Raw genomic sequence first — 15,763 nt, 5'->3', positions numbered from 1 at the left:
CATGGTTATTTGTCGATGAATTAGTTGATTGGTACAATCATATTATGTGGTAACCCGGTGCCGGTGCAGCTGTATAGTGAATTCTTGCGCGAGAGAACTTTTCGTTGGCCGCTCAAATCTGCGGCGAAACGAGGACTGGTTGTTTACGCAGAGCGGCTTGAAAATAAAAATTTACCTGTAATTCTAGACATGCAGCATTTGTCTTGGCACACAGGTATTAAGTCCCAATTCATTGCAAATGTAGTTTTAGATGGTGCCCGCTACTATCGCAGCAAAGTTATTCCCAAACGGAGAGGTGGGGAGCGCATTCTTTTTGTTCCTCGACCATTCCTCGCGGGCCTGCAGCGTTGGATTCTGGACGAAGCTCTCTCAAAACTCAAACCTCATTGTTCCGCTTTTGGCTTCATAAAAGGTCGGGGTATAGTTGAAAATGCGAAGGTTCACGTCAATTCGAAATGTATTGTAAAGGTCGATATCAAGGATTTCTTTGGATCAGTTAGTTATGTGACTGTGTACGATATCTTTCTTCAGGCCGGGTACTCGCCTAAGATATCTTATTTTTTGTCTAATATTTGTACGTTGAATGATGCTCTACCACAGGGAGCACCCACTAGCCCAGCTCTCAGCAACATGGCTATGTTTCAGGCTGACACGCAGATTGCAGAATTCTGTAGTCAGAATGCACTTCTTTTTACGAGATATGCTGACGACATTTGCCTATCTGGAGATCTAATTCCTGAAAGTGCATTTCCTTTTTTGAGCGATTGCTTAGCGAAGTTCGGCTACGAGGTCGCTGAGGACAAAACGGTCCTTGCATTCGCGGGCCAGAAAAAAATTGTTACCGGCATTTCAATTTCTAGTGGGAAGCTCAAGCTTCCTAAAGAGCAGCGTCGAAAATTAAGGCAGGCGATACATTATATTTCCAAGCATGGTATTAATTCACATTTAGCCAACTTAGCTATCTTAGACCCGATTTATAGGTATCGGCTGGCAGGTCAGATAGATTTTTGGCTTTCCATAGAGCCTGACAATGAAGTTGCGAAACTTGGCAGGAGGATAATTAGATCCACGATCTCGGCGGGGTAGTCAGGCAAAATACTCCTGCAGTGGCCTCACCTCCAGGCTCCCCGCCTTCAGCGCCGCAATCGCTTCCGCCACCGCGGCAGCCCCCGACAGCGTCGTGTAATACGGCACCTTCTGCATCAGCGTGGCGCGGCGCAGCGACTTCGAGTCCGACACGGCCTTCTGGCCGTCCGTGGTGTTGAAGACGATCTGGACCTGGCGGTTGCGGATGGCGTCTTCGATGTGGGGCCGGCCCTCCAGCACCTTGTTGATCTTCTGGGCGTCGACGCCATTTTCGGCGAGGAAGCGGGCCGTGCCGGATGTCGCCAGCACCTTGAAGCCCTGGCCGGCGAGGCGCTTGACCGCCGGCAGGATGCCGGCCTTGTCCTCGTCGCGCACCGAGACGAACAGCGTGCCGGAGCGGGGGAGATCGACGCCGGCGCCGAGCTGGCTCTTGGCGAAGGCCAGCGCAAAATCGCGGTCGAGGCCCATGACCTCGCCGGTCGAGCGCATTTCGGGGCCGAGCAATATGTCGACGCCGGGGAAGCGGGCGAAGGGGAAGACGGCTTCCTTGACCGAGATGTGGCCGGGGTTTCTCGGGTCGGGCATCGCGCCGTAATGGGCGAAGGCGTCTTCCAGCTTTTCGCCGGCCATGATGCGTGCGGCAATCTTGGCGATGGGCCGGCCGATGGTCTTGGCGACGAAGGGCACGGTGCGCGATGCGCGCGGGTTGACCTCCAGCACATAGACCGTGCCGTCCTTGATCGCATACTGCACGTTCATCAGGCCGCCGACGTTGAGCGCGCGGGCAAGCGCCGCCGTCTGGCGCTCCAGCTCGTCGACCAGCTCGGAAGGCAGCGAGTGAACAGGGAGCGAGCAGGCGCTATCGCCGGAGTGGATGCCGGCCTCCTCGATGTGCTCCAGAATGCCTGAGACGAATGTCGACTTGCCGTCGCACAGGCAGTCGACATCGACCTCGATGGCGCCCGAGAGATAGGTGTCGAACAAAAGCGGGTTCTTGCCCAAGAGCGTGTTGATCTGGCCGGTCTTGTCGTTGGGGTATTTCTGCTTGATGTCCTCCGGCACCAGGCCGGGCACGGTGTCGAGCAGGTAGCTCTGCAGCATGCCTTCGTCATGGATGATCTGCATGGCGCGGCCGCCGAGCACATAAGAGGGGCGCACCACCAGCGGGAAGCCGAGCTCGCCGGCGACGAGGCGAGCCTGCTCGACCGAATAGGCGATGCCGTTCTTCGGCTGGCTGAGGTTGAGCTTGTGCAAGAGCTTCTGGAAGCGGTCGCGGTCTTCGGCGAGATCGATCATGTCGGGTGACGTGCCCAGGATAGGGATGCCGGCCTTCTCCAGCGCATCGGCCAACTTCAGCGGCGTCTGGCCGCCGAACTGGACGATGACGCCGACCAATTCGCCCGAGGCCTGTTCGGCGCGCAGGATCTCCAACACGTCTTCGGCCGTCAGCGGCTCGAAATAGAGCCGATCGGAGGTGTCGTAGTCGGTCGAGACCGTCTCGGGGTTGCAGTTGATCATGATCGCTTCATAGCCGGCGTCGCGCAGAGCGAAGGCGGCATGGCAGCAGCAATAGTCGAACTCGATGCCCTGGCCGATGCGATTGGGACCGCCGCCGAGGATGACGACTTTTTTTCGCGACGACACTTGCGCTTCATTGGCCAGCGCGCCGGCGAAGGGCACTTCATAGGTCGAGTACATGTAGGCGGTGGGCGAGGCGAACTCGGCCGCGCAGGTGTCGATGCGTTTATAAACCGGATGAACGTCGAGCTTTTCACGAATCTTCGCAATCACTTCGGCCTCGTTCTTCGTCAGCGAGGCGAGGCGGGCATCGGAGAAGCCCATCGCCTTCAGCATGCGCAGATTGACGGCGTCCTGTGGGATGCCGTGCTCGCGGATGCGGGCTTCCATGGATACGATGCCGGCGATCTGTTCGAGGAACCACGGGTCGATCTTGCACATTGCGTGCACGTCTTCCAGCGAGGTGCCCATGCGGATCGCCTGCGCCACCATGCGCAGCCGGTCGGGCGTCGGCGTGCCGAGTGCGGCGCGAATGGCGTTGCGGTCGTCGGCGTGGTTGGCAGCTACGGCGCCGTGGCCGAGGCCGGGGATTTCGATCTCGTCGAGACCGGTCAGGCCGGTTTCCAGTCCACGCAAAGCCTTCTGCAGCGATTCCTGGAAGGTGCGGCCGATGGCCATGACTTCGCCGACCGACTTCATGGCGGTGGTCAGCACCGGCTCGGCGCCGGGGAATTTCTCGAAGGCAAAGCGCGGGATTTTTGTGACGACGTAATCGATGCTCGGCTCGAAGGAGGCGGGCGTGGCGCCGCCGGTGATGTCGTTCTCCAACTCGTCCAGCGTGTAGCCGACAGCGAGCTTGGCCGCGATCTTGGCAATGGGGAAGCCGGTCGCCTTCGAAGCCAAGGCGGAACTGCGCGAGACGCGCGGATTCATCTCGATCACCACCAACCGGCCGTCGGCCGGGTTGACGGCGAACTGCACGTTGGAGCCGCCGGTCTCGACGCCGATCTCGCGCAGCACCGCGAGCGAGGCGTTGCGCATCATCTGGTATTCCTTGTCGGTCAAGGTCAGCGCGGGGGCAACGGTGATCGAGTCACCCGTATGCACGCCCATCGGGTCGATGTTCTCGATCGAGCAGACGATGATGCAATTGTCCGCCTTGTCGCGGACGACCTCCATCTCATACTCCTTCCAGCCGAGCACGCTTTCCTCGATCAGGACTTCGGTGGTCGGCGAGGCGTCGAGGCCGGACTGGACAATGTCGTAGAATTCGGCGCGGTTGTAGGCGATGCCGCCGCCGGTGCCGCCCATGGTGAAGGACGGGCGGATGATGGCGGGCAGGCCGACATGGTCGAGCGCCTGGGCGGCAATCGCCATGCCATGGCTGATGTAGCGCTGCTTGCGGTCGCCTTCGCCGAGGTTCCAGCGGGTTTCCAGCGCGTCGAGCGCGGCGTCGAGGTCGGCAGGCGCCTCGGCCTTGACGGCGGCGCGCTCGGCCTCGTGGGTCTTGCGGTCGGCGTTCTTGACGTCGGTGGCATTGGCCAGCATCGACTTCGGCGTTTCCAGGCCGATCTTCTTCATCGCCTCGCGAAACAGCGCCCGGTCCTCAGCCTTGTCGATCGCCGTGGCGTCGGCGCCGATCATCTCGACATTGTAGCGCTCGAGCACGCCCATGCGGCGCAGCGACAGAGCGGTGTTGAGCGCGGTCTGGCCGCCCATGGTCGGCAGCAGCGCGTCGGGCCGTTCCTTGGCGATGATCTTGGCGACGACTTCAGGCGTGATCGGCTCGATATAGGTGGCGTCGGCCAGTTCCGGGTCGGTCATGATGGTGGCCGGGTTGGAATTGACCAGGATGACCCGGAAGCCCTCCTCCTTCAGCGCCTTGCAGGCCTGGGTGCCGGAATAGTCGAACTCGCAGGCCTGGCCGATGACGATGGGGCCGGCCCCGATGATCAGGATCGACTTGATGTCGGTGCGTCTTGGCATCGTTGTGAGTTCCGTTCGGCGAGCGGCTTGCACGAAAAACCGGGACGGGAAGACCCGGCCGGTTGTGCTTGCGATTCTGGTATCAGGCTAGGAGGGCCTTATAGGGAAGAGTTTTGGGAGATGTAACCCCGAAAATGAGGCTATGCAGTAGGGATTAGGCAGCAGGGATCAGGCAGCAGGGATTAGGCAGGAGCGAGGTTAAGCCGTCTATTGCCTATCCCTACTGCTTAACACCTAATCCCCCAGCGCGAGCTGATCCGTAATCTCAAACCGCTCGGCAGCGCCGATCCGGATCATGTTGAGGCTGCCTTCCCTTGTGAAGCGGAACTCGCTGGGCGAATCCGAGTTGGCCGGCATGCCGGCAGAGAAGGAGATGACGCGCGTGCCGCCATCGGGCCAGGTCACGGTGATGTCTGCCTTGTCGGCGCCATTGTGGACGATGTTGACGGTGCAGCGGGTCATCGGCTGACCGACATAGCGCGCGCAGGGAATGTCGGACGTGGCGCCGGGGGCGGGCGGGGGTTCCAGCCGTGCAACGGTTTGCGTAGCGGTCGCAGCTTTGGCCTGATCTGGCCGAGGCGTCGGGGATGGTACCCCGGGCGCGGACGCCGCATCCGGCGCTGCTCCCGCAGACGCGGTGGAATCCTGTACCGGCGTCCCTGTGGCCTCCGTCGCCGGAGCCTCCGTGGCGGGGATCTCGCCCGTCCTCGGGCTTTCATTGGCTGCGAAGGCGAGGCCGTAAGCATCCTGCATGGCGGTCCTGCCGATCTCGGCGGCGGACTTCGGCGCGCCCGGATCCGTGCCGCCAAGGCGCTCCGTCAGGTCGAGTGGGGCCGGCGCGGGTGCAGCCGGGGTGGGTGGAGCCTGAGTGGGTGCAGCCGGAGCGGCAGAGGCGGCAGGTGCAGTTGCTGGGGGTGTTGCGGCCACGTCGGCCGGCTGCGTCGGCATGTCGGGCGCGAGCGCCGGGCCGCCGGCTTCAGCGCTGGCGGTCACCTGGGGCGGCGCGGCGTCTACTTCGACCACGGTCGGATTGTCGGGGATAAGATAGCGCGCGGGCGCCCAGCCTTTGACCAGTGGATTGTCGATCTCCTCGACCTTGCACCAGCGGTGGCCGTCCACTTCGCTGCAGCCGAAATTCCTGACGCTCGAGCCGATCGGCAGGCGCGCCTGGGTTCTGCCGACCGGCGACGGCGTGGCGCGGATGTTGAGGAGATCGCCTGGGCCGAGCTCGGTCACTATGGAAACGATGTCGGCAGGCGCGTCCTCGGCATTCGCCGGCATGCTCACCAGCAACGGGCCCATGAGCAACAGCCCCATGAGCAACGGGGCCCGCAGGAGCGGAGCGCCAGTCAGTCGATGCAAAATGGTTCGGATTGTGCGCCTCATCATTTGGCCGTGCGCCGATTACCCTTGCGGCAGCAGTCCTGCCGTATGCCAAGGCGGTTTTATAAGGGACGATACGCGGCCATGTAAGTCTGAAAATGCGTCCGATGTTTGGTGCCGCGAGGCGGAAGCAGGGCGCAGCCGTGCGGTCAAGCGGAGCCTTGCCAAGAGGGTTTGGGCATGAAGCCGGTCCTCAGCGCATGCGCCCATTCCGGTCGGCCCGCCTGTGCGGCCTGTCTCGCCGCCGCTTCGTGGTCGTAGTCGACGGCGATGGTCTCGAAACGGTCTGGACCATCGCCATCCAAGGTGAGGATGCCGTAGCGCGCATGCGGGCTGCCTTGCTCCGAAACATGCGCCGGGGGCGTGTCATCTTCATAGGCGGGGGCGCCGACGCTGCCGGGATTGAAGAGCAAGGGGCCGCCGGGGATACGGACCAGTTCCGCGCGGTGGCTGTGGCCGCACAGCACGATGCGGCAGGCCGGGTCCAGCGCCTGCAACCGCCGCTGAATAGCGGCAAGCGGCGCGCGCACCAGTTGGCCATCGACGATCGCGTCGAGCAGGTATTTCTCGTCATGGTCGGGCCGCGCATGGAAAGCGACCACGCCGGGAACAATCTCCAGCGTGAAGGGCAGGGCGAGCAGGGCTTCGCGCTGCGCTGATGTCAGCCGTTCCTGCGCATAGCGGTCTGAAGCCCACATCATATCGTCGGCCGGATCGACCGCGACCCGGCGGTCATGGTTGCCGCGCACCGTCGGCAGGTCGAGCGCTTCGAGCCGCTCGAACGTCTCGCGCGGCCAGAGCGGGCCGGAGACACAGTCGCCAAGGTTGACGGTGAGATCGGCGCCGCCGCGCCGCGCTAGATCGGCGAGCACGGCATCCAGCGCCAGCACATTGCCATGGATGTCGGCGAGAACGGCAATGCGCATGCGGCGGGCTCCTTGGTGCAGCCCGTTGAGGCTTGCGGCCCGTCTTCGTTATCAAGCCCCTGCCTTCATTATCAAGCCCTTGAGATCGTTCGAGACAGCCGGGAGCCCCGCCTATCGCGGAAGCACTCCATCTGCTAGCGTCCACGCCGCTCCAGAGTTCATCCGGGGGAGGACAGGCGATGACCCGCGACCAGATGGTTGCCCACCTTCGCGCCGCCAATGACGTCGCGCGCGAGACTGCCGCGCACGGGCACCATCCTTTCGGCTGCGTGCTCGTCGGCCCCGACGATCGCATCCTGATGCGGCAAGGCAACATCAACACCGTGCGCCACGCCGAAACCGAGCTCTCCCGGCGTGCCGCGGACGCCTATCCGCCGGAATTCCTCTGGTCCTGCACGCTGGTCACAACCGGCGAGCCCTGTGCGATGTGCACGGGAACGCTGTACTGGGCCAATATCGGCCGGCTGGTCTACGGCTTCGAGGAGACCAAGCTTCTCGCGCTGACCGGCAATCACGCAGAGAACCCGACGATGAACCTCTCGTCGCGCACAGTCCTCGGCTCCGGGCAGAAGCCGGTCGAGGTCCACGGACCCTTCCCCGAGATGGACGAAGAGCTCCTCGCCCCGCATATCGGTTTTTGGCAGCGCTAGGACCTTGACTTCTAAACCGGTTAGGCCGGCATTTCGATGTCGTGGCCACCGACGATGGGCAGAGCCGGATCATCTCCGGCCGCCGCAATCACGCTGTCGAGCAGGCCGGGGAAGCGGGCGTCGAGGTCGGCGCGGCGCAGCGTGATCATCCGGTTGGTGCCAGCCACTTCGGCGCGGGTGACGCCGGCCTCGCGCAGTTTGGCCAGGTGATAGCTGAGATTGGTCTTGGAGCCGAGGTCGAGGAACCGGCTGCAGTTCAGCGGCACGCCTTCCTTGCTGGCGAGATAGCGCACGATGGCGAGCCGGGTCGGGTCGCCAAGCACGCCGAGCACAACCGGCAGGCTGATCTGGTCTGTATTGGGGTGCGGCAAAGTCATGGCCCGAAACTAAGCACAGTCGGTGGCGATTTCAACGCGTCCATGTTTCGCGGGCATGCACAGTCCGCTTCGCGATTGGCCCAATGGCTGTCCTGACACAGGGCTGTCAGCAGGCTTCAGCTATTTTCACCTGGCTTCATTGACATCACGCCCTGTTATGTCCAATTGTTCAATAACTTTTGAACTAAGGACACGCCCTATGGACAAGCGCCTCTTTTGGCTTGCGCTCGGATCGTTCACGATCTCGACCGAAGGCTTCGTCATCTCCAGCCTGCTGCCTGACATCGCCACCGACGCCCGCATTTCCATTCCGCTCGCCGGCACGCTGATCACCGCCTTCGCGCTGGCTTACGCCATCGGCACGCCGATCCTGGCAACGCTGACCGGCGAATGGGACCGGCGCCGCGTCATCTTGTGGACGCTGGCGTTCTTCGTCATCGGCAATGTGGTGGCGGCGCTGAGCTCGTCCTTCGAGCTGCTGCTCATTGCCCGCATCATCATGGCGCTGTCGTCAGGCCTGTTTGCCGCTACCGCTCAAGGCACGGCGGTGGCGCTGGTCGATGACCACCACCGGGCGCGGGCCATTGCAGTCGTCGTCGGCGGAACCACGGTGGCGGTTGCGCTGGGTGCACCGCTCGGCGCGCTGGTTGCCACGATAGCCGGCTGGCGCGGGACCTTCTTTGCCATTGCCGGGCTCGGCGCGCTGGTCGGCGCCATCCTGTGGTACCGGCTGCCGCGCGGAATTGTCGGCACCAAGCTGCCGCTCAGGCGGCGCCTGGCTGCGGCGCTGCGCCCCGGCGTCATGCCGATCCTGCTGACCACCGCTCTTGCCCTGATCGGCGCCTTCTCGGTGTTTTCCTATATCGCGCCGCTGGCCATCCAGAGCGGCGGCCTCAGCCCGATTGCGCTGCCCGGCATGCTGCTCGCCTTCGGTGTCGGCGCCGTCATCGGCAACATAGCCGGAGGCCAGGCGGCCGACCGTTTTGGTGCGACGCGCACCGTCGGCTGGTCGCTGGCGCTGAGCGCCGTCATGCTGGTGATGCTCTCGGTCATCCCGACCTTCCTGCCGCAGCATCTCGCCGGGCCGGCATTGATGGCCATGATGGTGCCGTGGGGCATGGTCGGCTGGGCATTTCCGCCGGCGCAGGCCAGCCGCATCATCAAGCTGGCGCCCGACGCCGCCCCGATCGTGCTGTCGCTCAACGCTTCGGCGCTCTATCTCGGCGTGGCGCTGGGTGCTGTGGTCGGCGGCGCCGTGCTGCGCTACGGCGTGCCGGCCGATCTCGGCTTGGTCGCCGCCATCTTCCCGCTGATCGGGCTTGGCGCGGTGCTGGCCGGCCGCTGGGCGGCCCGGCCGGTCGCCATGCCGGCCGAATAGATCTTTGCAAAGGACCGGCGGCCGCTCTTTCAGCTTGAAGGGGCGGCCGCGGGCACGTCGTAGTCCAGCGCCGCGACTTCATCCAGCATAGCGCGCAGATCTGCCGCTCGTTGCGGGCCGACCAGCGCCTCGAAGCGCTGCTGGGCAATGGTCCACAATTTCGTCGTCTCCTCGAGCTTGGCCAGGCCTTGGTCGGTCAGCCGCACCCGCTTGACGCGGCGATCGTCCTTGTCAGCGAAGGTGTCGACATAGCCGTCGCGGATCAGCGGCTTCAGCGTGTGGCCGAGCGCCGAGAGATCCATGACCATCGCTTCGGCTATCGTGCCCATCGCCGGCTCGTTGCTGACATGGATCTGGTAGAGCAGGCCGTACTGCGTGCCCTTCAGACCCGAAGGCGAGATTACATCGTCATAGAAGCGGCCGAGCTTGCGCGCGGCGCGCCGCAGCGTGGCGTTGTTGCAAAGGCTGAATCCCGGCAGCACGGTCTTGCTCATCACGACTCCTTGCCGGCAAAACCGCTGCCGGCCTGTCGCAGAAATAGTTTCTGCCGCCTCCGTTGACAAGATAGTGGCATATACCTACTTCCAGGATGGTTGCATATACCACTAATTGGAAGTCAGGGCGGGACGAGGGTCATCGACCTGTCTCGCCGGGCAGAAAAAGGAACAGGACAATGAGTGGACAGGACAACAAGGGTACCGCAGTCGTCACTGGTGCATCGGCCGGCATAGGTGCTGTCTATGCCGACCGGCTGGCCGGGCAGGGCTACGATCTGGTGCTAGTGGCGCGGCGCGCCGACCGGCTGCAGGAACTGGCTGAAAAGCTGCGTTATGCCTACAAGCGCAAGGTCAGCGTGATTGCCGCCGACCTCGCCGACGACAACGATGTGCGCCGCGTCGAGCAGGCGATCACAGCCGACGATAGCGTCACGCTGCTGGTCAACAATGCCGGCATTGGCGGCCAGGCCGTGGTGGCAACGGCCGACGCCGACGAGGCCGAGCGCATGATCAAGGTCAACGTCGTCGCCTTGACCCGCCTGACCCGCGCCGTTCTGCCGGGGCTTCTTGCGCGCAACCGCGGCGCCATCGTCAACATCGCCTCTGTGCTCGCCTATGATACCTCGTTCGGCGGCATCTACAGCGGTACCAAGGCCTATGTCGTCAACTTCACCGAGGCCCTGCACCGCGAAGTCGCCGGCACCAATGTGAAGGTGCAGGCGGTGCTGCCGGGCGCGACCCGCACCGATTTCTGGGAGCTCGCCGGTGGCGATATCCACAATCTGCCGAAGGAGATCATCATGTCCGCCGACGATATGGTCGATGCCGCGCTTGTGGGCCTATCCAGGGGCGAAGCCGTCACCGTGCCGGCACTTGCCGACACAGCCAAGCTCGACACCTTCCTCGGCGCAAGGCAAGTCTTCTACGGCAGCCTGCACGCCGACAAGCCGGCGGCGCGTTACGCGGCTTGAGAGTAGCTGGTTCGCTTCGCGAACCAGGACCCCCACCCCGCTCACTTCGTTCGCGGCCCTCCCCACAAGGGGGAGGATAAAGTGCGCGCTCCCCTACCTCCCCTTTGTGGGGAGGTCGGACCGCAGGTCCGGGTGCGGTACTGGCGCCGACCTCTGCGTTTACGCTCCCCGCCACATCGGTATGATCGACGCAGCCAGCACCAGCGCCAGCACGATGTTGAGCGCGCGCCATTGCCATTCGGTCTTGAGCAGCCGTGCCAGCACCATGCCCGCCACGCACCAGATCGACAGCGAGATGGCTGCGGTGAAGCCGAAGGTCGAGCCGAGCAGCAGCGCGAGTTGTCCCGGACCGTCGGCAAGGGCTGCGAACGAGGCCGCCGCACCCAGTCCCATCGCCCAGCCCTTCGGGTTCATCCATTGAATGCCGGCGCCGCCGAAGAAGCTGTTGGGTTTTGCCATCGCCACATCGAGATCAGGCGGCCCGGCGCGGCCGATCTTGATTGCCAGCCAGATGAGATAGAGCGAGCCGATGATTTTCATCGCCAGTTGCAGCGACGGCATGGCCAGCAGCAGACCGGCGAGCCCGGCGGCGGCAGCAGCGGTCACGGTGGCGAGGCCGGCAGCGCTGCCGATCAATAGGGGAACGGAACGGCGAAAACCGAACTGCGCGCCTGAAGCGGTTGACAGGGTGGTGGCGATGCCGGGCGTGACGGTGGCCACGAAGGCAAACAGGATGAGCGGAAAGATGGGCTGCAACATGAGGCGTCCTTCATCAAAAGCCCAATGGTAGACTTCCGCATACTTCAGTAAATGCAATGTTTGCGATGGTTGGCATTAGCAGATATAATGCCAACCATGATCCGTAACCTCGACACAGCGCTGATCCGTACCTTCGTCACTGTCGCCGACAAGGCCAGCATGACGGCGGCGGCGAACGCGCTGCATCTGACGCAAGGCGCCGTCAGCCAGCAGATCAAAAGGCTGGAGGAGGCGCTGGGCTGCAGCCTGTTCGAGCGCGACCGGCGTGGCTTGCGGCTGACGCGGCCCGGCGAGCGGCTGTTCGGCAAGGGCAAACGGTTGCTTGGCCTCAATGACGAGATCTGGGCCGAGATGGCGGGCACCGAGGTCGCCGGCCAGGTGCGGCTCGGTGTTCCCTATGACCTTGTCGGCACTTTGCTGGCGCCGGTGCTGAAGGCCTATGCCGAGACCTATCCGCAGGTCGAGATTTCACTGCTCTGTGCGGCTTCGCCGGACCTTGCCGCGGCCCTCGCGGCCGGCACCATCGACCTTGCCGTCATCGAGGAACCGGTCGGCCCGTCGGCCGGTGAGTGCCTGGCCATTCACCGGCTGGTCTGGGTCGGGGCCAAGGGCGGCGTCGCCCGCGCCAAGCGGCCGCTGCCGGTGTCGATCGTCGCCGATACCTGCGCCTTCCGCCCGGTGGTGCTGTCGGCGCTGAACGAGCACGGGCTGGAATGGCGCACCGTGTTCGAGAACGGCAACATCGACGCCACGACCGCGACGGTGCGCTCCGACCTTGCCGTCACCGCCTGGCTGGCCTCCACCGTGCCCGCCGACCTCGACATCCTGCCTTTCGATGCCGGGCTGCCGCCGCTGCCGAATTTTTCCATCAATCTGCATTTGCCGAGGTTTGGCGCGGCGCCGGCAGCGCAGGAGTTCGCGCGGTATATCCGGGGTGGGTTGGCACGGCGGGCTGTGGCGGCTTGACAGAACTTGCATTTCCTCTCCCCCCTCCGGAGGGAGAGGAAAGGTGCCAAGCCTGTCCCTGTCACTTCCAGTTCTTACGCCGCTCGAGCTCGGCCTCTGACGGCTCTTGCGTGGCGAACGACCCGACCTTGACCTCACCCCCGCGTTCGTAGGTCGCCATGATGACGCCGGTGGTAGTGGCCTGCGACTTGACCAGCTTGAAAGCGGCGGGCATCGCACCACCATCGAACAGCCGCTTGCCCTTGCCCAGCAGCAGCGGGAAGATCATCAACCGGATCTCGTCGATCAGCCCGTTGGCCAGCAAAGTCTGGATCAGCTCGCTCGAACCCTGGATGAGCAGGTCAGGCCCATCTTCCTTCTTGAGGCGGCGCAACGCCGCGACGATATCTTCTCCAAGCCATTGCGTATTTTCCCAGGTGAGCGAATCCGGCCGATGCGTCGCCACATATTTAGTCGCAGGGTTGAAGGCATCTCCGATGGCATCTTTCTGATACGGCCAGTAAGCGGCGAAGATGTCGTAGGTTCTGCGGCCGAGCAGCAGGGCGAAGGGTTTGGAGAACAATTCCTCCATGGCCACCCCCGCCACCTCGTCGAAGTAGTGGAACGTCCAGCCGCCGAATTCGAAGCCGCCAACCGGGTCTTCTTCCGGGCCGCCTGGCGCCTGCATGACGCCGTCGAGGCTGACGAAGGTGGAAGCGATGATCTTTCGCATTGGATTTTCCTTTTCCAGGATCCGCGCCGTCAGGGCCGGATTTCGATCTAAGGACGGACAGGCCGGCGGCCGCCCGACAGGCGTTGGCAAAAAAACGCTGCCGGCCGACAAGGGTACCTACCGCCGTCGCCCGCCGCCAAGCGCCTGCGACGAAAACCAGACGTCGCCGATGATGGCGGTGGCGGTCCGGTCCGGCGCCCTGTCTGACGTCAGCCAGATCGAACGGCTGCGCGCCGCCTTCTGGAGGTCGGGGATTTTGGCCGCCGAACCGGCCGCCGAGGCGCCGACGCAGGGGATGAACCACGAGCGCATGAAGGGGTCGCAGGCAAAGCCCTTGTCGTTGCGGGTTACCATCACGGCCAGGCCGACGCCCTGGGACGGACGCCAGGGAAAGATCATGCGGCCGCCCGCTTTCAGCGCCCGAAGCCAAGGAGCCGGCGGTGCGACGACACCGGCATTGACATAGATGATGTCGGACGGCGCCAGATCGCCGGTGACGGCATCGCCGTGGACGACGCTTACATTGCCGTAGGTCTCGAGATTCTTTGTCGCTCTGGCAGCAAGATCGGCCTCCATTTCGAAGGCGGTCACCGGGCCGGGCGCAACCAGCCGGGCCAGCAAGGCGGTGTAGTAGCCGGTGCCGGCGCCGATATGGGTGACGGCCTCGTCCGGCCTGGGAGCGATCCTGCCGATCCACATGGCGTGCAGGGAGGGTTCGCCATTGTTGATGCCCTTGTCGGCATCGAGCGCCACCAGCACGTCCTGATAGATGTGAACAGGATCGGCGCTCGGCGTCATGATCTTGCCGTTGCCGGCGGTGAGCGCCCTGCCGGCGACGACCGCCCAGGGTCCGGGACCGAGAAAGGCCTCGCGCGGCACGGTGGCGAACGCCTCTTCGAGGCGCGGATCGGCCGAGCCGGCATTGCCCGCCATCAGCTGCGCGTAAAATTTCCTGGCGTCTTCGACACTTGTCATGATGGCCGGTAAGATAGCGCAAGCCGCCGGTTTGTCGCGGTCGGGAATGAGAATCAGCCAACGCCGAAGACGGTGTCGTAGAGCAGCTTGAAGTTGAGCACCAGGATGACCGCCGCGACCACCCAGGCGAGGGCCGCCACGCCACGGGGAATGGCAAGGTCGCCCATCTTCTTCTTGTCGGAGACGAACTGCACCAGCGGGATGACCGCGAAGGGCAGCTGCATCGACAGCACCACCTGGCTGAAGACCAGCAACTGGCCGGTGCCCTTTTCGCCATAGAGCGCGGTGACGACCACCACCGGGACGATGGCGATGCCGCGCGTCAGCAGCCGGCGCGCCCATTGCGGAATGCGCAGGCGCAAAAAGCCTTCCATGACGATCTGGCCGGCAAGCGTTGCCGTAACCGTCGAGTTGAGGCCGGAGGCCAGCAGCGCCACCGCAAACAGGATGGAGGCGATGCCGAGGCCGAGCAGTGGCGACAAGAGCTCGAAGGCTTGGCCGATCTCGGCGACATCCTGATGGCCGGTGCCATGGAAGGCCACCGCCGAGACGATCAGGATCGAGGCGTTGACGAACAGCGCCAGGACGAGCGCGATGGTCGAGTCCGTCGTCGCCCATTTAATGGCGTCGCGCTTGCCTTTTTCGGTCCGTTCATAGGCGCGTGTCTGTACGATCGAGGAGTGCAGGTAGAGATTGTGCGGCATCACCGTGGCGCCGATGATGCCGATGGCGATGTATAGCATCGCCGGATTGGTGACGATCTCCGTCGACGGCACGAACATCGAATGCAGGATCGAGCCGACCGGAGGGGCAGCGGCAAAGATCTGGATGGCGAAACAGCCGAAGATGATGATCAGAAGCGCGATGACGAAGGCTTCGAGATAGCGGAAACCCTTGTTCATCAAGAGCAGCACGATGAAGGCGTCGAGCGCCGTCAGCAACGCGCCGCCGATCAGCGGAATGCCGAACAGAAGCTGCAGCGCGATCGCCGTGCCGATCACCTCGGCGAGGTCGCAGGCGATGATGGCGAGTTCGCAGGCGATCCACAGCACGAAACTGACGGGACGCGGATAATAGGCGCGGCAGGCCTGGGCGAGGTCGCGGCCGGTGGCGATGCCAAGCCGGGCGGCAAGCGCCTGCAGCAGGATCGCCATCAGGTTGGACAGCATGATGATGAACAATAGCGTGTAGCCGAACTGGGCGCCGCCGGCGAGGTCGGTGGCCCAGTTGCCCGGATCCATATAGCCGACCGAGACCATGTAGCCCGGTCCCATGAAGGCGAACAGGCGACGGAACCAGACGCCGGACTGTGGCACCGCGATCGTGGAGTTCACCTCGCGCAGGCTGGGAGGATTGTCCTCCGGCCTGTCAAATCGCCAGGATGATCCCAAGGTAGCGTCAGCTTCGGACATGGAGGGCTTTCCACTGGGTGGATCGGTTGACGTCATCCTATCTATGCCAGGGCTCAACATTATGCAATAGGCTATATTTCATTGTATGTGCTTCCTGTTGCGCCGACCGGCAGGCCGGCAGGGGATCGCAAACGCCGGTTGCGCCTGCCATGGAATGGAAATAAACG

The 15,763-nt window shown here is 63.6% G+C and carries 14 protein-coding genes; 5 read left to right on the top strand and 9 right to left on the bottom strand.

The annotated features are described in order from the left end of the window. Positions 1 to 24 precede the first annotated feature (24 nt). Positions 25 to 1,086 carry a reverse transcriptase family protein gene (locus X728_RS1000000168730; protein ID WP_155923961.1) on the top strand — a complete coding sequence of 354 codons (1,062 nt, stop codon included), beginning with the start codon at positions 25 to 27 and terminating at the stop codon, positions 1,084 to 1,086. On the opposite strand, the gene carB is transcribed toward X728_RS1000000168730, so the two are convergent. From carB to X728_RS154940, 3 genes are all read right to left on the bottom strand, one after another. Continuing rightward, positions 1,087 to 4,590: a carbamoyl-phosphate synthase large subunit gene (carB, locus tag X728_RS154930; protein WP_023831383.1), complete on the bottom strand. Its 3,504-nt coding sequence runs from the start codon at positions 4,588 to 4,590 to the stop codon at positions 1,087 to 1,089. It lies immediately after the preceding gene. A gap of 234 nt (positions 4,591 to 4,824) precedes the next feature. Beyond that, on the bottom strand, positions 4,825 to 5,907 hold the full coding sequence (locus tag X728_RS154935) for an SH3 domain-containing protein (protein ID WP_245266127.1): 1,083 nt from the start codon (positions 5,905 to 5,907) through the stop codon (positions 4,825 to 4,827). Between the two features lie 215 nt (positions 5,908 to 6,122). Further along, positions 6,123 to 6,899 (bottom strand): metallophosphoesterase family protein, encoded by a 777-nt coding sequence (locus X728_RS154940; RefSeq protein ID WP_023672422.1) that lies wholly within the window; start codon positions 6,897 to 6,899, stop codon positions 6,123 to 6,125. Positions 6,900 to 7,078: 179 nt separating this feature from the next. Between X728_RS154940 and X728_RS154945 the strand changes: the two genes are divergently transcribed. After that, positions 7,079 to 7,549, top strand: a complete 471-nt coding sequence (locus X728_RS154945) for a nucleoside deaminase (RefSeq protein WP_023691527.1) — start codon at positions 7,079 to 7,081, stop codon at positions 7,547 to 7,549. Between the two features lie 20 nt (positions 7,550 to 7,569). On the opposite strand, the gene X728_RS154950 is transcribed toward X728_RS154945, so the two are convergent. Beyond that, positions 7,570 to 7,926: a helix-turn-helix transcriptional regulator gene (locus X728_RS154950; protein ID WP_023683780.1), complete on the bottom strand. Its 357-nt coding sequence runs from the start codon at positions 7,924 to 7,926 to the stop codon at positions 7,570 to 7,572. A 199-nt stretch (positions 7,927 to 8,125) separates the two neighbouring features. Here X728_RS154950 and X728_RS154955 point away from each other — a divergent pair, with 199 nt between their 5' ends. Further along, positions 8,126 to 9,304: an MFS transporter gene (locus X728_RS154955; RefSeq protein ID WP_023817667.1), complete on the top strand. Its 1,179-nt coding sequence runs from the start codon at positions 8,126 to 8,128 to the stop codon at positions 9,302 to 9,304. Between the two features lie 29 nt (positions 9,305 to 9,333). On the opposite strand, the gene X728_RS154960 is transcribed toward X728_RS154955, so the two are convergent. After that, positions 9,334 to 9,798: a MarR family winged helix-turn-helix transcriptional regulator gene (locus X728_RS154960; RefSeq protein ID WP_023691525.1), complete on the bottom strand. Its 465-nt coding sequence runs from the start codon at positions 9,796 to 9,798 to the stop codon at positions 9,334 to 9,336. A 179-nt stretch (positions 9,799 to 9,977) separates the two neighbouring features. Between X728_RS154960 and X728_RS154965 the strand changes: the two genes are divergently transcribed. Further along, positions 9,978 to 10,772 carry an SDR family oxidoreductase gene (locus X728_RS154965; protein ID WP_023831381.1) on the top strand — a complete coding sequence of 265 codons (795 nt, stop codon included), beginning with the start codon at positions 9,978 to 9,980 and terminating at the stop codon, positions 10,770 to 10,772. A 159-nt stretch (positions 10,773 to 10,931) separates the two neighbouring features. On the opposite strand, the gene X728_RS154970 is transcribed toward X728_RS154965, so the two are convergent. Beyond that, complete coding sequence (locus X728_RS154970) at positions 10,932 to 11,531, bottom strand: LysE family translocator (protein ID WP_023683785.1); 600 nt, start codon at positions 11,529 to 11,531, stop codon at positions 10,932 to 10,934. A 96-nt stretch (positions 11,532 to 11,627) separates the two neighbouring features. Between X728_RS154970 and X728_RS154975 the strand changes: the two genes are divergently transcribed. Continuing rightward, a complete protein-coding gene (locus X728_RS154975) occupies positions 11,628 to 12,497 on the top strand; it encodes a LysR family transcriptional regulator (protein WP_023831380.1) in 870 nt (289 codons plus the stop codon). Between the two features lie 61 nt (positions 12,498 to 12,558). On the opposite strand, the gene X728_RS154980 is transcribed toward X728_RS154975, so the two are convergent. The 3 genes from X728_RS154980 to X728_RS154990 all read right to left on the bottom strand — a co-directional run bounded on the left by X728_RS154980 (position 12,559) and on the right by X728_RS154990 (position 15,596). Continuing rightward, complete coding sequence (locus X728_RS154980; protein ID WP_023831379.1) at positions 12,559 to 13,209, bottom strand: dihydrofolate reductase family protein; 651 nt, start codon at positions 13,207 to 13,209, stop codon at positions 12,559 to 12,561. A 117-nt stretch (positions 13,210 to 13,326) separates the two neighbouring features. Then, positions 13,327 to 14,184 carry a protein-L-isoaspartate O-methyltransferase gene (locus tag X728_RS154985; RefSeq protein ID WP_023831378.1) on the bottom strand — a complete coding sequence of 286 codons (858 nt, stop codon included), beginning with the start codon at positions 14,182 to 14,184 and terminating at the stop codon, positions 13,327 to 13,329. Between the two features lie 53 nt (positions 14,185 to 14,237). Beyond that, positions 14,238 to 15,596, bottom strand: a complete 1,359-nt coding sequence (locus X728_RS154990) for an Nramp family divalent metal transporter (RefSeq protein WP_023691522.1) — start codon at positions 15,594 to 15,596, stop codon at positions 14,238 to 14,240. Between the last annotated feature and the right edge of the window lie 167 nt (positions 15,597 to 15,763).

This window comes from Mesorhizobium sp. L103C119B0, assembly GCF_000502235.1.
Classification (GTDB): Bacteria; Pseudomonadota; Alphaproteobacteria; order Rhizobiales; family Rhizobiaceae; genus Mesorhizobium.
The sequence above is the reverse complement of the archived record's forward strand: the minus strand, read 5'-3'. Positions and strand labels throughout refer to the sequence as shown.